This is a genomic window from Stenotrophomonas sp. SY1 (assembly GCF_021202945.1).
In the GTDB taxonomy this organism is placed as follows: Bacteria; Pseudomonadota; Gammaproteobacteria; order Xanthomonadales; family Xanthomonadaceae; genus Stenotrophomonas.
The window spans coordinates 2192615-2215111 of record NZ_JAJOYR010000001.1 but is presented as its reverse complement, the minus strand read 5'-3'; the positions used below and the strand labels follow the sequence as shown (position 1 = coordinate 2215111).

Genomic DNA, 22497 nt, shown 5'->3' with positions numbered 1-22497 from the left:
TCGCGCCGATGCCTTGCCTGCGCCCTGATCTTGATCAAGCGTGCTTGCGTTCGGCCGCTGCCGCATCGATCGCTTCGGGCAGGTCGGTCTGCTTGTCCAGCTGCGGAAACTGCCTGCGCTCCATGCGGCGGATGGCAAAGTGCATCCACGCCAGGGCCGAGGCGGCCACCACGAACAGCAGCATGAAGCAGCTGCTCCAGATGCCGACCACGTCGTTGAGCGCACCGAAGGCGATGGGCAGGATGAAGCCGCCCAGGCCGCCGATCATGCCCACCACGCCGCCGACTGCGCCCACATGCTGCGGGTAGTACACCGGGATGTGCTTGTACACGGCGGCCTTGCCCAGCGACATGAAGAAGCCCAGCACGAACACCAGCACGGTGAACATCGTCACGCCGATGGCCAGGTGGAAGCGCAGCTCGCCGTGGATGCCCTTGACCACGTACTCGGTATCCGGGTACGCCAGCAGGAAAGTGCACAGGACCGATACGCTGAAGGTCCAGTACATCACCCGGCGCGCGCCGTAGCGGTCTGACATCCAGCCGCCGACCACGCGGAACAGGCTGGCCGGAATCGAATAGCAGGCGGCCAGCACACCAGCGGTGGCCACGTCCATGCCATAGGCGCCGATCAGGTAGCGCGGCAGCCACAGCGCCAGTGCGACAAATCCGCCAAACACGAAGAAGTAGTACAGCGAGAAACGCCACACCTGCAGGTTCTTCAGCGGTGCCATCTGCTCGGCGAACGGCACCGGCTTGACGCCTTCGCGACGGCGCTTTTCCAGTTGCGGGTCTTCCTTGCTGAACAGGAAGAACAGGATGGCGGTGATGGCCAGCCCTACCGCCCACACCTTGGCCACCATGGTCCAGCCGGCAGCCACCATGATCATCGGTGCGAGCAGCTTGGTCAGCGCAGAGCCGATGTTGCCGGCGCCGAAGATACCCAGCGCGGTGCCCTGCTTTTCAGTCGGGAACCACTTGGAGACATAGGCCACGCCCACCGAGAAGCTGCCACCGGCAATACCCACGCACAGCGCCCCGAACAGGAACTGCGGATAGGTATGCGCGTAGGTGAGCATCCAGGTCGCCACCGCACCGCACAGCATCACGAAGGTGAAGATCTTGCGGCCACCAAACTGGTCGGACCAGATGCCCAGGAACACACGGCTCAGCGAGCCGGTCAGCACCGGGGTGGCAATCAGCAGGCCGAACTGGGTGTCGTTCAAGCCCAGTTGCTGGCTGATTTGGATGCCGATGATCGAGAAGATCATCCAGACGGCAAAACAGATGGTGAAGGCGAACGTGCTCAACCACAGCGCACGCTGCTGTTGGCCACTGCTGACCGATTGCAGACTCTGGCTCATCGCCACTCCTTCAAAGGTGTTTCAATCATTCGGCCTGGGCTTCGATTTCATCCAGGCCACGTACCGGGTAACGCTCGCGCAGCTCCTGCAGGTAATGCTGGATATCGCGCTGACGCACCTGCAATTCGAGGTAGTCGCTGATCTGCGGCTGCACCTGCTCGAAACTCAGCGGCTGCCCAGCTTCGTGTTCATCGACCATGACCACGTGGTAGCCCCAGCGTGACTCCACCGGGAAACCGGCCAGGCCCTGCCGCAGGCGGAACACCTGGCGGTCGAACTCCGGCGTGGTCTGGCCACGTTGCAGCCAACCCAGGTCGCCGCCATCAGTCTTGGACGGGCATTGCGAATGGCGCGCGGCCAGATCGGCAAACAGATGCGGCTGTTCCTGCACCTGAGCAATCAGCTTTTCAGCCTCGGTGCGCGCCTTGAAGCGCCCGGCCACGTCGTCGGCCGGCGCCGCCAGCAGGATGTGTCGCACACGGATGCGGTCGGCCGAGCGGAAGCGCTCCGGGTTCTGTGCGAAATAGCGTCGGCAGTCTTCCTCGCTGGGCACCCGGTCTTCCAGCACCTGCTCGATCAGGCGCTGGATCTGCACTTCCTCATCGCTGTGGCGGCCATCGCCCTGCCCTTCATCCAGGCCCAGACGGACTGCTTCGCGGCGCAGCAGTTCACGTACCACCAATGCACGCGCCGCATCGGCGCGCGCCTGTTCCGGGCGCATGGCCCGGTGATGCTGCATTTCGCGGGCGATATCCGCTTCGCTGATGGCCAGGTCATCGACAAACAGGTGGCACGGTGCCGGCTGGCCCAACGAGCGCGGGCCCTGGCCCGCGTCGTCGTGATGGTGGCCGGCCTCGGCCGGCACCGGCTGGGCCGAGTCGATGACCGTGATCGGGAGAATCCTCGGCAGTTGTCCCATGGCTTACTCCCGCGGCCCGTAGCGCAGCGTGGCCTGGCGGCGACGCACCACCTGGTACGGACGCCACAGGTAGCTGATCGGGATGCTCCACACGTGCACCAGACGGGTGAACGGTGCAATCAGGAACAGGGTCAGGCCAAGGAAGATGTGCGCCTTGTAGACCCAGCTCACATCGGTGATGAAGTCGGCCGCACCGGCACGGAAGGTGACGATGTGCTGTGCCCACTCGGCCAGCATCACCATCACGCCGCCGTCCATGTGGCTGGCCGAGGCCTTGATGCTGTACAGGCCCAGGCACAGCTGCGCGAACAGCAGCACCAGCACCAGCGTGTCACCAAAGCTGCCGGTGGCGCGCACGCGGGCGTTGGTCAGGCGGCGCACCAGCAGGATGGTGATGCCGATGAAGCACAGTGCGCCGAAGAAGCCGCCCACCACCATCGCCAGCAACTGCTTCTGCGAGGAGGTGATGAAGTGCTCGTACACCGCGTGCGGAGTCAACAGGCCAACCAGGTGGCCGCCAAGAATGGCCAGGATGCCGATGTGGAAGCAGTTGCTGCCGATCCGCATGCCCTTGTCCGACAGCATCTGGCTGGAACCGGTGCGCCAGCTGTACATGGCCTTGTCATAGCGCGCCCAACTGCCGATCAGCAGCACGGCCACGGCAATGTACGGGTAGTACTGGAAGGCGAATTGATGCAGGTAGTAACTCATGGTTGTGTCTCCCGCTGCACGGCGCGTGCCGGTGAACGATGTGGCGGTTTGCAATCTTCCGACGGGGCTTCACTGCCAAAGCGCACGGCTTCCTCTTCCCACAGTTTGTCCATGGCTTCGACGGTGTCGTCGCGTACTTCCTCGCTGGCACGCTGGCGCAGCAGGGCAAGATCCACCTTGCCCTCGCCCGCTTCCACCAGGATCTCCAGCAACACCGCGTGCGGCAGTTCGCGCTCGGCCGCACGCGCGGCAAGCATGCCGGCGATGTGGCCGATGTGGTGCAGCCAATCCTTGGCTTCGGCCTGGGGCCGGTGCGAGAGATATTCCAGCAGCAGCGGCAGGTAGTCCGGCAGCTCCTTGGCATCGAGCTCGAAGCCGTTGCGCCGGTAAGCATCCACCAGGTCCACCATGGCCTGGCCCCGGTCGCGCGATTCGCCGTGGATGTGTTCGAACATCAGCAGGCTCATTGCCCGGCCCCGGTCGAAGGTGGCCAGCCACGCCGACTGTGCGTCCAGCACGTCGCTTTCCAGCAGCTGGGTGACAAAGCCCTGCAACTGCTTGCGACGCGTCGGCGACAGCGCCGGATCGTCACAGGCATCGAGCAACTCCTCACCGTGCTGCCACAACTCATCGCGCGGGTAGTCCAGCAGTACGCCGATCAGCTTGAGCAGGCTCATTTGACCACCTCATGGCGATGCTGGCGGTTCGGGTGCACCGCGTAGGTGGTGCTCTTGCGCTGGCCGAACAGGTCGGCCGGGCTGTCACCATTGCAGCCGTTGCCGAAGGTGAAGCCGCAACCGCCGCGTTCGCCGTAGGCGTCGTTGGCGTACTCGCGGTGCGCGGACGGAATCACGAAGCGGTCTTCGTAATTGGCGATGGCCAGGTAGCGGTACATGTCCTCGGCCTGGGCCTTGGTCAGCCCAACCTGGTCGAGCACGCCGGTATCTTCCACACCGTCCACGTTCTTGGCACGGCGCCAGGCACGCATCGCCATCAGGCGATCCAGCGCACGGATCACCGGTGCTTCATCACCGGCCGACAGCATGTTGGCCAGGTAGCGCACCGGAATACGCAGCGAGGCCACATCCGGCAGTTCGCCATTCATGCCGATGCGGCCGCGCTCGGCGGCGGACTGGATCGGCGACAGTGGCGGCACGTACCAGACCATCGGCAGCGTGCGGTATTCCGGATGCAACGGCAGGGCCAGCTTCCAGTCGATTGCCAGCTTGTAGACCGGCGACTGCTTTGCCGCGTCCAGCCACGAATCGGGGATGCCTTCGGCGCGGGCGGCGGCGATCACCTTGGGGTCTTCCGGGTCCAGGAAGATATCCAGGTGCGCCTGGTACAGATCCTTCTCGGCTGCGACCGAAGCGGCCTCGGCGATGCGGTCGGCGTCGTACAGCATCACGCCCAGGTAGCGGATGCGGCCCACGCAGGTTTCCGAACACACGGTGGGCTCGCCCATCTCGATGCGCGGGTAGCAGAAGATGCACTTCTCGGATTTACCGCTCTTCCAGTTGTAGTAGATCTTCTTGTACGGGCAGGCCGACACGCACATGCGCCAGCCACGGCACTTGTCCTGGTCGATCAGCACGATGCCGTCTTCCTCGCGCTTGTAGATCGCACCGGACGGGCATGCCGAGACGCACGCCGGATTCAGGCAGTGCTCGCACAAACGCGGCAGGTACATCATGAAGGTCTTCTCGAAGGCGCCGTAGATTTCCTTCTGCACCTGGTCGAAGTTGTAGTCACGCGAACGCTTGGAGAACTCGGTACCGAGGATTTCCTCCCAGTTCGGGCCCCACTCGATCTTCTCCATGCGCTGGCCGCTGATCAGCGAGCGCGGCCGTGCGGTCGGCTGGTGCTTCACATCCGGCGCGTCGTGCAGGTGGTGGTAGTCGAAATCGAACGGCTCGTAGTAGTCGTCGATCTGCGGCAGGTCCGGGTTGGAGAAGATCTTGGCCAGCATGCGCCAGCGCCCGCCGGCGCGCGGCACCAGCTTGCCGCTGCCGGTACGGACCCAGCCACCGTTCCACTTGTCCTGGTTCTCCCATTCCTTCGGATAACCGATGCCCGGCTTGGTTTCCACGTTGTTGAACCATGCGTACTCCACGCCTTCGCGCGAGGTCCACACGTTCTTGCAGGTGATCGAGCAGGTATGGCAGCCGATGCACTTGTCCAGGTTCAACACCATCGCGATCTGTGCACGAACCTTCATCACACCACCTCCCGTGCGTCGGCCACGGCGTCTTCGCCATCGAGCCAGTTGATCTTGTCCATCTTGCGTACGATCACGAACTCATCGCGGTTGGTTCCGCAGGTTCCGTAGTAGTTGAAGCCGTAAGCCAGCTGCGCGTAGCCACCGATCATGTGGGTGGGCTTGAGCACCACGCGGGTGACCGAGTTGTGGATGCCGCCGCGAGTGCCGGTGACCTCCGAACCCGGCACGTTGATGATGCGTTCCTGGGCGTGGTACATCATCGCCATGCCCGACATCACGCGCTGGCTGACCACCGCGCGGGCGGCGATCGCACCGTTGACGTTGAACAGCTCGATCCAGTCGTTGTCCTCGATGCCGGCACTGCGTGCGTCGTCCTCGCTGAGCCACACGATCGGACCACCACGCGACAGCGTCTGCATGATCAGGTTGTCGCTGTAGGTGCTGTGGATGCCCCACTTCTGGTGCGGGGTGATCCAGTTCAGCACGATCTCCTTGTTGCCGTTCGGGCGCTGGTTGAGCAGCGGCTCGATGGTGCGCGTGTTGACCGGCGGCCGGTAACCCATGAAGGCCTCACCGAAGTCGATCATCCACTCATGGTCCTGGTAGAACTGCTGGCGACCGGTGACCGTGCGCCACGGAATCAGCTCGTGCACGTTGGTGTAGCCGGCGTTGTAGCTGACGTTGTCGTCTTCCAGGCCGGACCAGATCGGCGAGGAGATGATCTTGCGCGGCTGTGCCTGGATGTCACGGAAGCGGATGGCTTCGTGCTCCTTGCCCACCGCCAGATGCGTGTGCTCGCGCCCGGTGAAGGTGCCCAGTGATTCCCACGCCTTGACCGCAACGTGGCCATTGGTTTCCGGTGCCAGGTGCAGGATGACTTCGCAGGCATCAATGGCCGTGTCGATGGCCGGCCGGCCCTGGCTGACGCCAACGTCGCGCACGGTGTGGTTGAGCTTGCCGAGGAATTCCACCTCGTGCTTGGTATCCCAGCTCATGCCCTTGCCGCCATTGCCCAGCTTGTCCAGCAGCGGGCCCAGCGAGGTGAACTTGCGGTACAGGTTGGGATAGTCGCGTTCGACCACCGCCATCGTCGGCATGGTCTGGCCGGGAATCGCCTCGCACTGCCCCTTCTTCCAGTCGGTCACGCCAAACGGCATGCCCAGTTCGTTGGGGGTGTCGTGCAGCGTCGGCACCAGCACAAGGTCCTTCTCCACGCCCAGCACGCCCGGGGCCATGTCGCTGAGGGTCCGTGCCACGCCCTTGAAGATTTCCCAGTCGCTGCGCGACTCCCATGCCGGATCCACCGCCTTGGACAGCGGGTGGATGAACGGGTGCATGTCCGAGGTGTTGAGATCGTCCTTTTCGTACCAGGTCGCGGTGGGCAGCACGATGTCCGAGTACAGCGCGGTGGTGCACATGCGGAAGTCGAGCGTGACCAGCAGGTCGAGCTTGCCTTCCGGTGCTTCATCGTGCCACTTCACTTCCTCGGGCTTGATCGCGCCCATCTCGCCCAGGTCCTTGCCCTGCAGGCCGTGGCGCGTGCCCAGCAGGTGACGCAGCATGTATTCGTGGCCCTTGCCCGAGGAACCGAGCAGGTTGGAGCGCCAGATGAACATCATGCGCGGGTGGTTCTGCTTTGCATCCGGGTCGGCGAAGGCGAAGTCCAGCGAACCATCCTTGAACTTGCCCAGCGCGTAGTCGGCCGGGGCGACGCCGGCCTGTTCGGCCTCGCGCACCAGTTGCAGCGGATTGCGGTCCAGCTGCGGCGCGCACGGCAACCAGCCCATGCGCACAGCACGCAGGTTGAGGTCGGCCAGGCTGCCGCTGTACTTGCTGGCATCGGCCAGCGGCGACAGCAGTTCATCCACCTGCAGCTTTTCGTAACGCCACTGCCCGGTGTTGAAGTAGAAGAACGAGGTGCCGTTCATCTGACGCGGCGGGCGGCTCCAGTCCAGGCCGAACGCAAGCGGCTGCCAGCCGGTCTGCGGACGCAGTTTCTCCTGCCCCACGTAATGCGCCCAGCCACCACCGGTCTGGCCTACGCAGCCGCACATGACCAGCATGTTGATCAGGCCGCGGTAGTTCATGTCGTTGTGGAACCAGTGGTTCATGCCGGCGCCGACGATGATCATGCTGCGGCCATGCGTCTTGTCAGCGGTGCGCGCGAACTCGCGGGCGATCTCGATCACCTCGGCACGCGGCACGCCGGTGATGCGTTCCTGCCACGCCGGGGTGCCCGGCACGTCGGCATCGAAGCTGGCGGCCACGTTGGCGCCGCCAAAGCCACGGTCAACGCCGTACTGGGCCAGCAGCAGGTCGTAGACGGTGGCGACCATCGTCTCGCCCTCATCGGCCAGTTGCAGGCGGCGCACCGGGATGTTGCGCTCCAGCACATCGTCCACCGGCGCGGCGGTCCAGCCTTCGCTCTCCACGCCACCGAAGTACGGGAAACTCACCCCTTCGATGCTGTCGTGGCCATCGGCCAGGCTCAGGCGCAGGCGTGTGTCGTGGCCATCGCTGGCCTTTTCCTCGATGTTCCACTTGCCCTTCTCGCCCCAGCGGAAGCCGATGGAACCGTTGGGCACGGTGATGTCACCGGTGTTCTCGTCAAAGGCCAGCGTCTTCCATTCGGGGTTGTTGGCCTCGCCCAGCCCGCCCAGTTCGCTGGCGCGCAGGAAACGGCCGGGCACCAGGCGCCCGTCCGGACGCTTCTCGATGCGCACCAGCATCGGCATGTCCGAGTACTGGCGGCAGTAGTCCTGGAAGTACTGCGACGGCTTGTCGACATGGAACTCGCGCAGGATCACATGGCCGAAGGCGAAGGCCAGCGCCGCGTCGGTGCCCTGCTTGGGATGCAGCCAGTGGTCGGTGAGCTTGGCCAGCTCCGAATAGTCCGGGCACACGGCAACGGTCTTGGTGCCGTTGTAGCGGGCTTCGGTGAAGAAGTGCGCATCGGGCGTACGCGTCTGCGGCACGTTCGAGCCCCAGGCGATGATGTAGCGGCTGTTGTACCAGTCGGCCGATTCCGGCACGTCGGTCTGTTCGCCCCAGATCTGCGGCGAAGCCGGCGGCAGATCGCAGTACCAGTCGTAGAACGACAGGCAGGCGCCACCGAGCAGTGACAGGTAACGCGCACCGGCGGCGTAGGACACCATCGACATGGCCGGGATCGGCGAGAAGCCGATCACCCGGTCCGGGCCGTACTGCTTGGTGGTGTACAGGTTGGAGGCGGCGATGATCTCGTTGGCCTCGTCCCAGGACAAACGCACGAACCCGCCCATGCCGCGACGACGCTTGTACTCGCGCGACTTCTCCGGGCTCTCGACAATGCTGGCCCAGGCATCGACCGGCGCCATCGTCTTGCGTGCCTGCCGCCACATGCGTACCAAGGTGCCGCGGATCAGCGGGTACTTCAGCCGGTTGGCGCTGTACAGGTACCAGGAGTAGCTGGCACCGCGCGGACAACCCCGAGGTTCGTGGTTGGGCAGATCCGGGCGGGTGCGCGGGTAGTCGGTCTGCTGGGTTTCCCAGGTGACCAGCCCGTTCTTGACGTAGATCTTCCAGCTGCATGAGCCGGTGCAGTTCACGCCGTGGGTGGAACGTACGATCTTGTCGTATTGCCAGCGGGCGCGGTAACTGTTTTCCCAGTCCCTGCCTTCGCTTTTGGTGAACCCGTGGCCATCGGCAAAGGGTTGTGGGTCACGCTTGAAAAACTGCAAGCGATCCAGGAAATAGCTCATTGTGAATCTCCCTTCGCGAACTTCTGCATCGTGGCTGTGTGTGTCATTGGCTGCGGTGCACTGCGTTGTCTGCTCAGCAGGGGGTTTCGGCCCCGCGCCGGTAGTACCACCACCAGGTCACGACCAGGCAGGTGAGATAGAACGCAATGAATCCGTACAGCGCCATGTCGGGGCTGCCGGTCAAGGTGATGGAAGAGCCGTAGCTCTTGGGAATGAAGAAACCGCCGTAGGCACCGATGGCACCGGAGAAACCGACCACGGCGGCCGACTCGATGCTGGCCTGGTGGGCGGCGGCGGACTTGCCTTCGGCGTTGGCATTGGCCGACAGGCGCTCATGCAGCGTACGGAAGATCACCGGGATCATCCGGAACGTGGTGCCGTTGCCGATGCCACTGAGCACGAACAGCGCCATGAACGAGATCAGGAAGCCGAAGAAGTTGCCGCCCGTGCCATTGCTCGGCAGGAAGTGCAGCACGGCGAACACGGCGGCGATCATCAGCGCGAACACCCAGAACGTCAGCCGTGCCCCGCCCCACTTGTCGGCCAGGCTGCCGCCCACCGAGCGCATCAGCGCGCCCAGCAGCGGGCCGATGAAGGCGTAGGTCATCGGGTTCACATCCGGGAACTGGCTCTTGACCAGCATCGGGAAACCGGCCGAAAAGCCGATGTAGGAACCAAACGTACCGATGTACAACCAGCACATCAGCCAGTTGTGCTTGCGGCGGAAAATGATGGCCTGTTCGGAGAACGAGGAACGCGCACTGGTCAGGTCGTTCATGCCGAACCAGGCCGCCACGGCGACGATGGCGATGGCTGGCACCCAGATGAACCCGGCGTTCTGCAGGAACATCTGCCCGCCGCCTTCGACGATCGGCTGCGGCGCGCCGCCCAGGCTGCCGAACAACCCCACCGTGATCACCAGCGGGATCACCAGCTGCGATACCGAAACGCCCACGTTGCCCAGGCCCGCATTCAAACCCAGCGCCATGCCTTGGCGCTGCTTGGGATAGAAGAAGGAGATGTTGGACATCGAGGAGGAGAAGTTCGCCCCACCGAAGCCGCACAGGATCGCGATGCAGACAAACACCCAGAACGGCGTGGTCGGGTCCTGCACCGCAAAGCCCAGCCAGATCGTGGGCAGCAGCAGCGAGGCGGTGGACAGTGCCGTCCAGCGGCGCCCACCGAAGATCGGAATCACGAACGAGTAGAAGATGCGGAACGTGGCGCCTGACAGGCTGGGCAATGCCACCAGCCAGAACAGTTGATCGGTGGTGAAGTTGAAGCCGATCTTGGGCAGGCTGATCGATACCGCCGAGAACATCACCCAGACACAGAACGCCAACATCAACGCCGGGATCGAAATCACCAGGTTGCGTGTGGCGACCCGGTGACCGGTGCGCTCCCAGTAACCCGCATCATCGGGCTTCCAGTCGGTAATCACGCGCCCAGGAGCGCTCCCCTTCTTTGCAACATCGCTACCGGCAGTCATGCATGGCTCCAGGCTGTGGAATGACGACGGGCTACAGCTTCAAGTTGTGCTCCGCCGTCGTGGGCCAATTAGGCCAAGTGATGCGTACGGCGGAGTTGATCTGGATCAAGCGAGAGGCATTTCAAACGGTGTTCCTGACAAATGTCAGCCCGTTGGCGTGACGGTCGCGTCAGTACGACGTTGCACGCCGCGCTGACGCACGCTGTCGCGTACATCCACGTCCAGTTGCAGGCGCAGTACCTCGTCAGCCGCAGCCAGTTCCCAGCCCAGGCCATCGCGACACGGAAGGCGCGCCGACAGCGCGGTCACCGCATCGCGCGGCAGGGTCAGCAGCAGCGCTTCGGCCGAACCGCAGACCTGCGGCAACGCCTGCTCATTCAGCTGCACCGTCTGCGACCAGATGCCCTGCCCGACCAGCCGGGTCTGGTTCTGCACCGGTTGCCCGTCCAGCAGCCTGGCCAGTTCGCTTTCGTCCAGCCGCACGCGCAACGACTGATCCTGGATCTGGATCTTCATCTGGCAATTTCCTTCCATTGCTCGGGGGTGTTGCAGTTGAACAGGCAGGCAGCGGCATCGGCCGGCAAGGCCAGTTCGACCGCACCCAGCCGCCGTTGCAGGCTGCGCAGCGAGCGCGGCCCGTACGGGTCGGCCAGCATCTCGGCCAGTAACTGACGGCTGAAGGGATTGATGTGCAGCAGCATCGGCAACGGGTACTCGGCAAACACCGTGCATGTCGCGCTGGTGGCGGCGCGCAGCTGCCACAACAGGTGTACGTCCAGATAGGGCATATCCACCGGCACGACCCAGGCTGGGCCGTCTTCGAGCGTGGTCACCACGCTGTACAGGCCGCCCAGCGGGCCGCAGCGGGGCACCAGGTCCGGCACCCCGCCCATGTCGGGGTGATTGCCGCTGATCCTGACCGGATCGGCGCCGGCACTGGCCAGCAGTGCCCGCATGTGAGTCAGCAGGGTGCGCCCCTGCCAGGGCAGTTGCGCCTTGTCGCGGCCCATCCGGCTGGACAGGCCACCGGCCAGCACGATGCCGGCGGTCGTGCCGCACTCAACCGTGGGCGTGGCCATGGGCATGTTCGGTACCTGCCTCATCGCTGTGTGGATGACACAAGGTGCAGCCTTCACTCCATTCGCTGTCGCCGTCCTGGTAATGCTCCTGCTTCCAGATCGGCGAGCGGTGCTTTACCCCTTCGATCAGTTGCCGGCAGGCGCGGAAGGCTTCATCGCGGTGTGGGCTGCCGGCGGCGACCACCACGGCCACGTCGCCAACCGCAAGGCGGCCCTTGGCATGGGCGACGTAGAGCTTTAGGCGGGGGCCGAACTCGGCTTCGATCTCGGCGATCATGCGCTGGAATTCGTTGAGCACCAGCGGCTGGAACAGGTCGTAGCTGATGCCCAGCACCGGGCGGCCCTGGTTGAGGTCGCGCACCTTGCCGATGAATACGTCGATGCCGCCAAAACCGGGGTCAGAGACGAATTCAATCCCTTCCACCGGATCGATGGCCGCATCACTGCGTTCGACCACTTTCCATTCGTGTTGTCCGCTCATGCTCAACCTCCACTGACCGGCGGCAGGATCGCCACCTGCCCGCCTTCGGGCAGACGCTCGTGATCGCGCAGCACGCGCTGTTCGTCGGCAAAGGCCGAGTAATCCAGCAGACCGGCGCGGAATTGCGGCCAGCGCTCGGCCAGCAGTTCACGCAATGCGCTGCGCAGGTCTGCCACGTGTTCACCGGCCACTTGAACGACTATCTCGCGCCCGGGTTCGAGTTCGGAGAACGCACCGAACAACTGGACGTGTATCTGTTTCATGTCAGCTCCTGAGTGGCCACCCGCAGCGGATCGCGGTGGCCCCAACCGTAAACCTGCACGCATTCGCCGGCATCAGCCTGCTCGCGTGCATCGTCCACCACCACCCAGGCATTGGCCTGCAGTGTGGTCTTCAAGCGAAAGGATTCCTGCCCGGCCAGAACGCATGCACTCAGTTGCCCCTGCGCATCCAGTTCGATGCGCGCACGCGCGTGCATGCGCAGGCCAGGCGGTTTGCGCATGGCCGCCTGCAGCGGCAACTGCAACGGTAGTTCGTCGTTCATGGCAAGCAGGCGCCGCAACACCGGCTCGACGAAGAAGCGCTGGCCAACGGCGGCGGAAATGGGATTGCCCGGCAGGCCGAAATACAACGCGCCATCGGCCAGCCGCGCGAACAGCAGCGGCTTGCCCGGTCGGATGGCGACCTTGTGGAAGATGATTTCCGCACCGCGTGCGCGCAGCGCATCGGGAATGAAGTCATAACGCCCCTGTGACACCGCACCGGTGCTCACAAGCACCCGCGCGCCAGCGGCCAATGCGGCATCCAGCGTGGCATCGAACGCAGCCACGTCATCGCCGACCATGCCCTGCCACACGACGTTGGCACCGGCGGCCTGCATCCGGCCGACCAAGTACGGCCGGTTGCTGTCACGGATCTGTCCGGAATGCAGCGCCTGGCCCGCATCGGCAACCAGTTCCTTGCCGGTGGTGATCACCGCGACCGCTGGTGTCTGACGCACGCGGACCGTGGCAACACCGACCGCATGCAGCAGCGTCAAGGCATTGAGATCCAGCGTGGTGCCCGCCGTCAGCACGGTTTCATCCTGATCCACGTCCTGTCCGCGCAACCGCACATGCTGGCCGGGCTTGACCGCCTGCCGCAGGCGCACCCGCTGCGGCCGCCCGGCCTGCACATCCAGTACTTCCACCTGCTCCACCGGTACCACGCTGTCCAGTCCGCCGGGCATGCGTGCGCCGGTCATGATTTCCCAGGCACCCAGCCCGGCTTCCGCAGCCTGGTCGCCTGCTGCCTGCCAGCCGACGACTTCGAAAGTGCTGCCCGCGCCGATCATCTGGCCCTGCGCGCATAGCGCAAAGCCGTCCATCGCCGAATTGTCGAAGGGCGGCAATGCCTGTGGGCTGACCACGTCGGCAGCCAGGATGCGCCCGGCCGCCTGCGTCACCGGCACTTCTTCACTCGGCAACGCGGACGCGGCGGCCAGCAACTGTTGCAACGCCTGCTCGTAGCTGATCATGCGTGGCCACCGCCATCGATCATTGCCAGTGCGTGGCCCAGCACCGGCGCCAGGATATCCAGGCATTGCGCCGCTGCACGCGGGCTGCCCGGCAGCGCGAATATCAGCATGTCGCCCAGCTGCACCACCTCGGCGCGACTGAGCCAGGCCATCTGCGTGTGCTGCGCGCTGAGCGAACGCAGCATCTGCGCCAGCCCATCCACGCGTCGCCCGCCCAGTGATTGCAGCGCTTCGGGCGCAAGATCGCGCGGGCCAAGCCCGGTGCCGCCGGTACACAGGCACAGGCGTATGCCATTGGTGGCCAGCGAACGCAGCTGCGTGGCCAACGGCTCGATGCCATCGGCCAGCACCAGCTCGCTCACCACCTCACCGCCCTGTGCACGCAGGCCCTGCGCCAGGCGCGGGCCGGATTCATCGGCGTACTCGCCACGGCTGGCGCGGTCGCTGAGCGTGACCACCGCACAGCGTGCCCCTTGCAGGCCTTTCGGCGCGCGGGGCTGGAAGCGTTCGCGCTCGGCATCGTTCATGCCCTGCGGGTGCAGCCACAAGCCGCTCTTGCCGCCCTCCTTGAACAACAGGCGGATACCGCTGATTTCCAGTGCCGGTTCAACCGGCTTGCTCAGGTCGTACAGGGTCAGCAACGCTGCATTGATGCCGGCCAGCGCTTCCATCTCCACGCCGGTACGCGCCTCGCTGGCGCATTCGCACCACACGCGGATGGCCAGCCGCTCCGGCACCGGCTCGCAGTAGACGCGTACCAGCTCCAGCGCCAGCGGGTGGCACAAGGGCATCAGCGCCGAGGCCATCTTGGCGCCCTGCAGGCCGGCAATTTCCGCCATCACCATCGCATCGCCCTTGGGCAGGCGGCGTTCGACGATCAGCGGATACGCCACCGGGCCGGCCAGCAGTTCGCCAACGGCCACCGCGCGGCGGCGGGTGATGCGCTTGTTGCGTACATCGGCCATATGGAAGGCCGCAGTCATCTCACCACTCATTGTTTCGTTCATCCCCCGATTGAAGCCAGATGCGGCGTGATGCCGGTATTGCCCTCATGCAACCCATGCCCTGCCGCCTTCAGGCCAAGCTGGGTGGTGATGCGGGCCAGCAATGCATCGCGTTCGTCTTCCGATTGCAGCAGCGGGCGCAGCGCGATGCCGAAGTCACCAAACAGACACAGGCGCAGATCACCACGCGCGGTTACCCGAAGGCGGTTGCAGCCCTTGCAGAAGTCACGCGAGTACGGGGCGATGATGCCCACGCTGCCACGGTAGTCCGGGTGGCTGAACTCGCGTGCCGGGCCGGCATCGGCCAGGCGCGGGCGCTGCTGCCAGCCAGCGGCCTGGAGCTGCGCGATGACCACATCGGCATCCAGATGGTGGCGTTCGAAATACTCACGGTTGTCCCCGGTGCGCATCAGCTCGATGAAGCGCACGCTGACCGGGCGTTCGCGCAGGAATTCCATCCACTGCGGCAGCTCGTCATCGTTGCGGTCACGCAGCAGCACCGCGTTGAGCTTGATCGACTGCAGGCCCAGCTGCTGCGCCATCTCGATGCCTTCCAGCACTTCCGGCAGCCGGTCGTGGCCGGTGATGGCATGGAAGCGGTCGCGCTGCAGGCTGTCCATGCTCACGTTCAGCGCGGTCAGGCCTGCGCGGTGCCAGCCCGGCAGGCGACGTGGCAGCAGGCAGCCATTGGTGGTGATGGCCACCTTGCGGATGCCGGGAACGCGCGCCACGGTTTCGATGATCTGGTCCAGATCCTTGCGCAGGCTGGGCTCGCCGCCGGTCAGGCGGATCTTGTGCATGCCCAGCGTGGCGAAAGCACGCACGAGCCGCTCGATCTCATCCACGGCAAGAAACTGCGGCCGACCGTCGGCCTTGTAGCCGTCGGGAAGGCAGTAGCTGCACCGGAAATTGCAGGCCTCGGTAAGCGACAGGCGCAGGTAGGGGAAGCTGCGACCGAAGCCATCGGTGAGTTGGCTCATTGCTATTCCACCTCCTGACTTCACTTTTTCTACTCACCCGGCATTCCGGGAGCCTCGCCTGCATTGACTGGGACACAGCCTACGGGGGGTGATGGCGCGATGGCATGACTTAAATCAATGCCCTTCCCCACGGCGGCAGCCGGCGTTGTGGCAGCATGCAGGCTCCCATGCCTACACCGTGTGACAGCGATCATGATGCTGAACGACTTCGACGGCCTGCTGCACGCAGCGCGCCAGCAAGCAGAACCCCAGCGCCTGTTGTTTGTGTTCGCCAGGGCCGACCTGCCCGAATCCCCCACCGACGACCAGCACGGCCGCCATGCGCGCGGCGAAGGCGGCACGCTGACGCCGGTGCTGTGCGTGGACAAGGCGCCTGAGGAAGTGGCCTCGTTCATCGCCCTGGCCAATGAATCGGCCAATGCCGGCATGACCTGGGACGTGGCTTTCGTGGCCGCATTGGAAGGACGCGCCGGCATCGCCCCGTCCAGCGACGAGGCGGCCCAGCCGCTACGCTTGATGGTCAACGCGATCAACGACGGCCAGATCAGCCGTTTCGCCGCCTTCGACCGCGAGGGCAACCCGCTCCAGTTCTATTGACCCACCAGTTGCAGGGTCAGGAAGAAGATCACCAGCACCGTGTTCAGGCCCCAGGCCACGGTCAGCCCACGCGCGGCCAGGCCGAGATTGGGGTTCTGCGCGGAAGGGGCGGCCTTCCATACGGTCGGGATGATCCAGCCGGTGAACAGCAGCAGCACGACGAACATTCCCAGCATCAGCGAGGTCATGCCCTTGGCCAGGGCCCACAGCGCCACCGCCCACAGCACGTTGCTGGGAATCACACCCAGCAGCCAGAACACGCGGCCCAGATGCGACGGGGATGGTTGGTTGCCCGATTCGGGTACTGAAGTTGCGACAGTCATGAGTCCTCCCGTTTGAGTGGAACCAATGCGTGCTGGCGAGCTTGCGCCCGATAACCAACACGGTCAACTTCAGGGTAGGCACTCCGATGTGAGGCTGGAGTGGGTGGCGCTACGGAAACGGCACCTGCGGCCAAGGCCTTGAGGCATCAGCGCCTTGCTGTTGCAGGAGCGGCGTAAGCCATGAAACCAACCAGGCCCCGATGAAAAAGTCGTCTGCGTTTGCAGCAAAGCCAACAGCTGCGGCTTCATCAGCTTCACGGCTTGAGCCGCTCGTGCAGAACCCTGCGCCTGCACGCATCACTTCAACGCATCGCCCCCCTTGCTGTGGAAGCGGCGTACCAACTCTTCCAGGTACAGATCCACCGCTTCATGCTGATTGTTGATGCACCAGCGCAGCGCATCGATCAAGCCGGAATCCCGCATTTCCGCGGGCGGGCTGAAATCATTGGCGCGTTTGGTCCGATAACGGCGCGCACGCTCGGCCTGTGAGAGTGGCTCCTTGTAGATCCTGGGCCGGCCACGTTTGCGTGGTGCTTCTGTCTCCGCCGTCTCCGGCGCTTTTTCGTCCTGCATGTCATCCGTCCTTCCGCACTGCGCGCAAATTAATGTGATGCATCACAAATAGCCAGCCCATTTGATCCGCAGCGTCTCACCTCTTCCTGTAGGGGCGGCGTAAGCCGCGAAGCTGATGGGGCAAGGGCTGACGAATTGACTGCAATTGCAATCAATTCGGCAGAGAGATGCCCCGAGCTTCGCGGCTTACGCCGCTCCTACAAAAGCGTTGGCGTGCGAACAATGGCTCAATGAAAATCCCGCGACTCCACCTGCAACTCGCCCAGCAGTTCGCTCAGGTCGTACAGGTCGCCGGCGATCAGGTGTTCAACCCCGTCCACGCGCTCCCAGCGCCCGCGCACGGCCATCAATCGCGACTCCAGCAATGCCCGCCGTCGGCGCAATGCCACGTGCGGCCAGACGATGACGTTGATCATCCCGCTCTCATCCTCCAGCGTGACAAAGATGGTGCCCTTCGCCGTGCCCGGCCGCTGCCGCTGCGTAACCAGCCCGGCCACGTGCGCGCCACTGCCATGCGGACGCTTGCGCAGCGCGTCCAGGCCCATGATTCGTCGCTGCCCCATCTGTTCGCGTAGCAGCGCCATCGGGTGCCGGCCCAGGCTGAGCCCGGTGCTCTGGTAGTCGGAGAGGATCTCCTGCCCTTCATCGGCCGCCGGCAGTTCCACTGCGGTTTCTTCCGGGCTGCCCGGCAGCAATGGCCGCCGTCGCTCCACGCCCGCCACCGCCCAGCGGGCGGCATTGCGGTTGCCCACCAGCGACTGCAACGCTCCAGCTTCGGCCAGGGCTTCGCGCGCCTTTGCATCCAGTCCGGCACGCAGGCACAGGTCAGCCACGCTGCTGAAAGGACGCTGGCTGCGGGCCTGCATCAATGCCGTGGCGGCAGCTTCCGAAAACCCCGCCACCTGGCGCAGGCCCAACCGCAACGCTGGCTGCTCGCCCGGATCGGCTTCACTGCGCCATGCACGCCCGCCTTCCAACAGGTTGTCCCAATCACTGCACATCACATCCACCGGCCGCACCTCCACGGGCAAGCGCTCCGCACAGCCGCGCCGCGCATCCTGCACGATCTGGCTGGCCGAGTAGAAACCCATCGGCTGCGCATTGAGCAGGCCGCAGGCAAAGGCTGCCGGTTCGTGTCGCTTCAACCAGCAGCTTGCGTAGACCAGCTTGGCGAACGAGGCCGCATGGCTCTGCGGAAAACCATACGAGCCGAAGCCTTTGATCTGCTCGAAGATCTGGTCGATGAACTCGGAGGAATAGTTCTTGTCTTCCATCAATTCCCGGATTTTCTTTCGGTGTGGCTCCATGTCGCCGCCACGCCGCCACGCCGCCATCGAACGACGCAGTCCATCGGCTTCATCCGCCGAGTAGCCGGCATGCATCACCAGCTCCATCACCTGCTCCTGGAACAACGGGATGCCCAGCGTCTTGCCGAGGATGTCCTTCACCCCTTCGGACGGATACGTCACCGGCTCCAGCCCCTGGCGACGGCGCAGGTACGGATGCACCATGTCGCCCTGGATCGGGCCGGGACGCACGATCGCCACTTCGATCACCAGGTCGTAGAACGTCGCCGGTTTCAGCCGCGGCAGCATCGCCATCTGCGCGCGCGACTCGATCTGGAACACGCCGATGGTGTCGGCGCGCTGGATCATCGCGTAGGTCTGCTGATCCTCGGACGGAATGGTGGCCAGTTCGAAGTCACGGCCCCGATGCTCGCGCACCAGATCCATCGTCTTGCGCAGGCAGGTGAGCATGCCCAGCGCCAGGCAATCGACCTTGAGCAGGCGCATGCTTTCCAGGTCGTCCTTGTCCCATTGGATGATGGTGCGGTCGGCCATGGCCGCGTTCTCCACCGGCACCACGCTGGACAGCGCCGTATCGGAGATCACAAACCCACCCACGTGCTGCGACAGGTGGCGCGGGTGGCCACGCAGCATCTCGGTGACGGCCAGCACACGTGCGATCAGCGGATTTTCCAGATCAAACCCGGCCTCGCTGATGCGTTGCTCCATCGGCGTTTCGCCGTTGCCCCAGCCATAACAGTTGGACAGCAGGCTGATCTGATCCGGCGGCAGGCCGAATACCCGCGCCACGTCACGCACCGCGCTCTTGCCGCGATAGCTGATGACCGTGGCGGCCAGCGCCGCACGGGCGCGTCCGTACTTGTTGTAGACGTACTGCAGCACTTCCTCGCGCCGCTCGTGCTCGAAGTCCACGTCGATATCCGGCGGCTCATCGCGCGCCTTGGAAAGGAAGCGGGAAATCAGCAGTTTGTTCTCGCCCGGGTCCACCGCCGTGATGCCCAGCGCGTAGCACACCGCCGAGTTGGCCGAAGAGCCGCGCCCCTGGCACAGGATGTTGCGCGAGCGCGCGAAGCGCACGATGTCATGCACGGTCAGGAAAAACGGTTCGTACTTGAGCTCGGCAATCAGCTCCAGCTCTTCCTCGATATCCTCACGCACCTTGTCCGGCATCGGCCTGGTTTCGTTCCAGCGTTCGGCGATACCGGCCTCGGTCAGTTCGCGCAGGTAGCTTGCCGGCGTATGTCCGTCCGGAATCAGTTCGGCCGGATATTGGTAATGCAGGTCGCGCTTGAGATCGAACCGGCAGCGGCCGGCCAGTTGCATCGTCGCATGCAACAGCGCGGCCGGGTAGATGTTGCCCAGCGTCCGTCGCGCACGCAGATGATGTTCGCCATTGCGGAACAGATGGGCGCCCGCTTCGGCCAGCGGCAGGTTGTGGCGGATGGCGGTGATCGTGTCCTGCATGACGCGTTCGCGGCGCGTGGCCATGTGCACGTCGCCACTGGCCAGTGCAGCCATTCCCAGTTGTCGCGCCAAGGCCAGCAACTGCGTCAGGCGGGCGGCGTCATCGCAGTGCCGGTGCAGCTCCACCGCCAGCCAGGCGCGCTCACCAAACAGCGTCTTCAGCCACTCGCCCTGCCCCGCATCCGGCACGTTTGCCGGCACCCAGAGCGCGAACAGACCGAGCGGCTGGTCCCGCAGGACGCGTTCCATATCCGCCCGGCTCAGCCGGTAGTCACCCTTGCCGGCCGCCCGGCGTGCGGTGGTGATCAACGTGCACAGCTGCTGGTACCCGTGACTGTCTTCCACCAGCAGCACCAGTTTCAGGCCATCCACCAGGGTGAATTCGCTGCCGACGATCAACTTCAGACCGGTGGCCTTGGCCGCCTCCCAGCCACGCACGATGCCGGCCAGCGAACACTCATCGGTGATCGCCAATGCGTCATAACCGCAGTCGCGCGCGCGCGCGAACAACTTCTCGGCGCTGGAGGCGCCGCGCAGGAACGAGAAATCCGAAAGGCAGTGCAGCTCGGCATAGACCGGACTGCCGTCGATGTCATGGTGGGCGACCTCATCATTGGCCGCCGCATGCAGGCGTGCGCCCACGCTCCAGCTGCGCGACGGGCCACCACTGGGCGAGTCATCCCGGCTCATGCGAACCAACCATGCAGCATCCAGCCCTGCTGCTCACCCGGTGCCACGAACGCCCAGCCGCGCTGACCCTGCACGGTTTCCACTACGTAGTAATCACGACGCGCGTCATCACCGTCCCACCAACCGCTTTCCAGCCGCTCCGGGCCGCTGATGATGCGCAGACGTGTGTCGCGCATCGGCACCGGTTGCGGCAACAACCAGGTGGGGCGCGGCGGCCGTTGCGGGGCGATGTCAGCCGATACCGCATCACCGGTCAGCCGCCGCCAGGCGCGTTCCGGGCGCGGATCATCACCGGTGGCCAGCCGGTAGACCGCGTCATCGCCCAAGCGCGCACGCAGGCGTTCGCGCAGATGCGGCCAGTCCATCGCCTGCTGTGGGCGTTGGTCGAACAGATCACGCGTGGCCGGCACGAACGGCGGCAGGTGCTTGGCCAGCAAGCGCAACGCCACCACCGGCTGCGGGATTTCCACCCGCTCCAGACGGTTGCGTGACAGCTCGAACAACATCGAAGGCGAGCGCTCGGCCGCGAGCAGGCCCACATCCACATCGGTGTGCCCCTGCTCGTGCTCCAGCCGCACCACGAAACGCTGCACACCGCCGTCGCGGACGGAAAGATAGGTGCACAGGTCGCCAACCAGACGCCGCAGCGGAAACAGCAGCGCGGTGTGGGTTTCCACCTCGTAGCCCATTTCCACCCGCGCATCGAAATGATCCGGCGGCGTGTAGCAGGTCAACGGATCATCGGTTTCGCCGTAGAGCTTGCGCAGGTGTTCCAGCAGCGGACCACCAAAGCGGCGGCGCACGCCATCGGCCGGCAAGGCACGCAGCGCGGCCAGGCTGCCGATGCCCATGCGTTGCAGGCGCTCGCCGGCATCATCGGGCAAGGCCGCGCGCCGTACCGGCACCTTGTCGAGCATGGCCCGCATCGGCGCCAGTTGGGTGATCGCCAGGCCATCGCGCAGGCCGACCAGCACCCGCGCCGCACGCGGCGTTGGCGCCAGCGCGATGCGATGACGAAAACCCAGCGCATTCAACTCCTCGCGCAGCCGCCGTTCAAAACGCGGCCATGGCCCGAACAACTGGAAGCTGGCCTGCACCTCCAGCACGATGGCATGCGCCCATTGCTGGCTGACCAGCGAGCTGTGCCGGTACGCCCACGCCGCCAAAAAGCGGTGCCAATGTGCCTCGGCCTGTGCGTCGTAATCGAGGGTTCTCACCTGCGCCATCAGCGCATGCGCGGCCGACAGCCGCATGCCCGGCACCAGCCCATGCTGCGCGGCCGTCTCGTTCACCGCATGCAGCCGCCGCAGCTGCGCCGGCCCTTCCACCAGCGCCAGCGGCGCTTCGGGATCAGGCAGACGCCGCAGGACGGCGTCCAGCGCCAGATGCGGCAATAGAATGCAGGCCCAGAGCATGTGTGCGGCTCACTGCACCAGCCGCAGCGGCTGCGACGGAATCTGCCCGCCCCGGCATTTGCGCACTTGCCAGGCCGCGTCGGCGGGGAGGTATTCCAACCGCAGTGCCGCCGGTGATGCATTCACCGCGTGGCGCCGGTCGCGCAGCGCAAAGCCGCAGCAATCACCGCTGTCCGCCGCCACCTGCAGGCGCCGCAGCGCCCGCGCATCGGCGGTCTTCGGCCACCCCAATACCGCCGAACACGCACCACTGCGCAGGCATTGTTCAAACGCCCACAACGCATCCTTGGGCTCGGCCTCCACCACTTCCAGCCCGGCAAGCTCCACGCCGCCGGACTGCCAGGCCGGCGCATACGGAATCCACGGTGGCGCCACCAGCACCACCCGGTTGCCGGCGGCGGTCATCCGCGCCAGGGTCGGCATCAGCAAGGCAATTTCGCCCACGCCGTCGGCAGGCAGCAGCAGTTCGGTCAGCGCCTTGCGCGGCCAGCCGCCCGTGGGCAGCAATGCATCCAGCGCCGCATGTCCGCTGGGTTCGCCGGCATGGTTGAGCGCACTGCCATGGCCGGCACGCCACACCGTGCGCGCTGCCATCAGTTCATCCAGGGCCAGCACCTCGCCCATG

20 protein-coding genes are annotated in these 22497 nt (G+C 65.0%); 1 reads left to right on the top strand and 19 read right to left on the bottom strand.

Features of this window, described 5'->3' with window-relative positions; genetic code table 11:
- Positions 1-34: 34 nt before the first annotated feature.
- The 14 genes from LR961_RS09410 to moaA form a co-directional block, all read right to left on the bottom strand.
- The gene (locus LR961_RS09410; RefSeq protein WP_232148557.1) at positions 35-1363 is read right to left on the bottom strand and encodes a nitrate/nitrite transporter; all 1329 of its coding nucleotides are present in this window, start codon (positions 1361-1363) and stop codon (positions 35-37) included.
- A gap of 25 nt (positions 1364-1388) precedes the next feature.
- On the bottom strand, positions 1389-2282 hold the full coding sequence (locus LR961_RS09405) for a peptidylprolyl isomerase (protein ID WP_232148556.1): 894 nt from the start codon (positions 2280-2282) through the stop codon (positions 1389-1391).
- A gap of 3 nt (positions 2283-2285) precedes the next feature.
- On the bottom strand, positions 2286-2993 hold the full coding sequence (narI, locus tag LR961_RS09400) for a respiratory nitrate reductase subunit gamma (RefSeq protein WP_232148555.1): 708 nt from the start codon (positions 2991-2993) through the stop codon (positions 2286-2288).
- Positions 2990-3670, bottom strand: a complete 681-nt coding sequence (gene narJ, locus LR961_RS09395) for a nitrate reductase molybdenum cofactor assembly chaperone (protein WP_232148554.1) — start codon at positions 3668-3670, stop codon at positions 2990-2992. Before narJ ends, narI begins: the two co-directional genes overlap by 4 nt.
- Positions 3667-5211, bottom strand: coding sequence for a nitrate reductase subunit beta (narH, locus tag LR961_RS09390; RefSeq protein WP_232148553.1), 1545 nt, complete (start codon positions 5209-5211; stop codon positions 3667-3669). The genes narJ and narH overlap by 4 nt, the downstream gene beginning before the upstream one ends.
- Positions 5211-8954, bottom strand: coding sequence for a nitrate reductase subunit alpha (locus LR961_RS09385; protein ID WP_232148552.1), 3744 nt, complete (start codon positions 8952-8954; stop codon positions 5211-5213). Before LR961_RS09385 ends, narH begins: the two co-directional genes overlap by 1 nt.
- Before the next feature lie 73 nt (positions 8955-9027).
- The gene (locus tag LR961_RS09380) at positions 9028-10443 is read right to left on the bottom strand and encodes a NarK family nitrate/nitrite MFS transporter (RefSeq protein ID WP_232148550.1); all 1416 of its coding nucleotides are present in this window, start codon (positions 10441-10443) and stop codon (positions 9028-9030) included.
- Positions 10444-10587: 144 nt separating this feature from the next.
- The gene (locus tag LR961_RS09375; RefSeq protein ID WP_232148549.1) at positions 10588-10959 is read right to left on the bottom strand and encodes a hypothetical protein; all 372 of its coding nucleotides are present in this window, start codon (positions 10957-10959) and stop codon (positions 10588-10590) included.
- Positions 10956-11528 (bottom strand): molybdenum cofactor guanylyltransferase, encoded by a 573-nt coding sequence (locus LR961_RS09370; protein WP_232148548.1) that lies wholly within the window; start codon positions 11526-11528, stop codon positions 10956-10958. Before LR961_RS09370 ends, LR961_RS09375 begins: the two co-directional genes overlap by 4 nt.
- A complete protein-coding gene (locus LR961_RS09365; RefSeq protein ID WP_232148547.1) occupies positions 11503-12003 on the bottom strand; it encodes a molybdenum cofactor biosynthesis protein MoaE in 501 nt (166 codons plus the stop codon). The genes LR961_RS09370 and LR961_RS09365 overlap by 26 nt, the downstream gene beginning before the upstream one ends.
- 2 nt (positions 12004-12005) lie before the next feature.
- On the bottom strand, positions 12006-12266 hold the full coding sequence (locus LR961_RS09360; RefSeq protein WP_232148546.1) for a MoaD/ThiS family protein: 261 nt from the start codon (positions 12264-12266) through the stop codon (positions 12006-12008).
- Positions 12263-13519, bottom strand: coding sequence for a gephyrin-like molybdotransferase Glp (glp, locus tag LR961_RS09355; RefSeq protein ID WP_232148545.1), 1257 nt, complete (start codon positions 13517-13519; stop codon positions 12263-12265). The genes LR961_RS09360 and glp overlap by 4 nt, the downstream gene beginning before the upstream one ends.
- Positions 13516-14514 carry a bifunctional molybdenum cofactor biosynthesis protein MoaC/MoaB gene (gene moaCB / locus LR961_RS09350; RefSeq protein WP_232149299.1) on the bottom strand — a complete coding sequence of 333 codons (999 nt, stop codon included), beginning with the start codon at positions 14512-14514 and terminating at the stop codon, positions 13516-13518. Before moaCB ends, glp begins: the two co-directional genes overlap by 4 nt.
- 8 nt (positions 14515-14522) lie before the next feature.
- A complete protein-coding gene (gene moaA / locus LR961_RS09345) occupies positions 14523-15503 on the bottom strand; it encodes a GTP 3',8-cyclase MoaA (RefSeq protein WP_232148544.1) in 981 nt (326 codons plus the stop codon).
- Positions 15504-15695: 192 nt separating this feature from the next.
- Here moaA and LR961_RS09340 point away from each other — a divergent pair, with 192 nt between their 5' ends.
- A complete protein-coding gene (locus tag LR961_RS09340; protein ID WP_232148542.1) occupies positions 15696-16100 on the top strand; it encodes a ribonucleotide reductase subunit alpha in 405 nt (134 codons plus the stop codon).
- Here LR961_RS09340 and LR961_RS09335 read toward each other — a convergent pair.
- From LR961_RS09335 to imuA, 5 genes are all read right to left on the bottom strand, one after another.
- On the bottom strand, positions 16094-16423 hold the full coding sequence (locus tag LR961_RS09335) for a hypothetical protein (RefSeq protein ID WP_232148540.1): 330 nt from the start codon (positions 16421-16423) through the stop codon (positions 16094-16096). The two genes, LR961_RS09340 and LR961_RS09335, sit on opposite strands and share 7 nt — an antisense overlap.
- Before the next feature lie 297 nt (positions 16424-16720).
- Positions 16721-16996 (bottom strand): hypothetical protein, encoded by a 276-nt coding sequence (locus LR961_RS09330; protein ID WP_232148539.1) that lies wholly within the window; start codon positions 16994-16996, stop codon positions 16721-16723.
- A 227-nt stretch (positions 16997-17223) separates the two neighbouring features.
- Positions 17224-20457 (bottom strand): error-prone DNA polymerase, encoded by a 3234-nt coding sequence (locus LR961_RS09325; protein WP_232148538.1) that lies wholly within the window; start codon positions 20455-20457, stop codon positions 17224-17226.
- Complete coding sequence (locus LR961_RS09320) at positions 20454-21872, bottom strand: DNA polymerase Y family protein (RefSeq protein WP_232148536.1); 1419 nt, start codon at positions 21870-21872, stop codon at positions 20454-20456. Before LR961_RS09320 ends, LR961_RS09325 begins: the two co-directional genes overlap by 4 nt.
- 9 nt (positions 21873-21881) lie before the next feature.
- Positions 21882-22496, bottom strand: a complete 615-nt coding sequence (imuA, locus tag LR961_RS09315; protein WP_232148535.1) for a translesion DNA synthesis-associated protein ImuA — start codon at positions 22494-22496, stop codon at positions 21882-21884.
- Position 22497 lies beyond the last annotated feature (1 nt).

Bases quoted from the DNA above. Each gene is read 5' to 3' on its own strand.
- LR961_RS09375 (WP_232148549.1), bottom strand. From the start codon at position 10,959: ATGAAGATCCAGATCCAGGATCAGTCGTTGCGCGTGCGGCTGGACGAA.
- LR961_RS09410 (WP_232148557.1), bottom strand. From the start codon at position 1,363: ATGAGCCAGAGTCTGCAATCGGTCAGCAGTGGCCAACAGCAGCGTGCG.
- LR961_RS09370 (WP_232148548.1), bottom strand. From the start codon at position 11,528: ATGCCCATGGCCACGCCCACGGTTGAGTGCGGCACGACCGCCGGCATC.
- narH (WP_232148553.1), bottom strand. From the start codon at position 5,211: ATGAAGGTTCGTGCACAGATCGCGATGGTGTTGAACCTGGACAAGTGC.
- LR961_RS09405 (WP_232148556.1), bottom strand. From the start codon at position 2,282: ATGGGACAACTGCCGAGGATTCTCCCGATCACGGTCATCGACTCGGCC.
- LR961_RS09335 (WP_232148540.1), bottom strand. From the start codon at position 16,423: ATGACTGTCGCAACTTCAGTACCCGAATCGGGCAACCAACCATCCCCG.
- glp (WP_232148545.1), bottom strand. From the start codon at position 13,519: ATGATCAGCTACGAGCAGGCGTTGCAACAGTTGCTGGCCGCCGCGTCC.
- moaCB (WP_232149299.1), bottom strand. From the start codon at position 14,514: ATGAGTGGTGAGATGACTGCGGCCTTCCATATGGCCGATGTACGCAAC.
- narJ (WP_232148554.1), bottom strand. From the start codon at position 3,670: ATGAGCCTGCTCAAGCTGATCGGCGTACTGCTGGACTACCCGCGCGAT.
- LR961_RS09385 (WP_232148552.1), bottom strand. From the start codon at position 8,954: ATGAGCTATTTCCTGGATCGCTTGCAGTTTTTCAAGCGTGACCCACAA.
- LR961_RS09360 (WP_232148546.1), bottom strand. From the start codon at position 12,266: ATGAAACAGATACACGTCCAGTTGTTCGGTGCGTTCTCCGAACTCGAA.
- LR961_RS09320 (WP_232148536.1), bottom strand. From the start codon at position 21,872: ATGCTCTGGGCCTGCATTCTATTGCCGCATCTGGCGCTGGACGCCGTC.
- LR961_RS09380 (WP_232148550.1), bottom strand. From the start codon at position 10,443: ATGACTGCCGGTAGCGATGTTGCAAAGAAGGGGAGCGCTCCTGGGCGC.
- LR961_RS09325 (WP_232148538.1), bottom strand. From the start codon at position 20,457: ATGAGCCGGGATGACTCGCCCAGTGGTGGCCCGTCGCGCAGCTGGAGC.
- LR961_RS09330 (WP_232148539.1), bottom strand. From the start codon at position 16,996: ATGCAGGACGAAAAAGCGCCGGAGACGGCGGAGACAGAAGCACCACGC.
- moaA (WP_232148544.1), bottom strand. From the start codon at position 15,503: ATGAGCCAACTCACCGATGGCTTCGGTCGCAGCTTCCCCTACCTGCGC.
- narI (WP_232148555.1), bottom strand. From the start codon at position 2,993: ATGAGTTACTACCTGCATCAATTCGCCTTCCAGTACTACCCGTACATT.
- imuA (WP_232148535.1), bottom strand. From the start codon at position 22,496: ATGGGCGAGGTGCTGGCCCTGGATGAACTGATGGCAGCGCGCACGGTG.
- LR961_RS09340 (WP_232148542.1), top strand. From the start codon at position 15,696: ATGATGCTGAACGACTTCGACGGCCTGCTGCACGCAGCGCGCCAGCAA.
- LR961_RS09365 (WP_232148547.1), bottom strand. From the start codon at position 12,003: ATGAGCGGACAACACGAATGGAAAGTGGTCGAACGCAGTGATGCGGCC.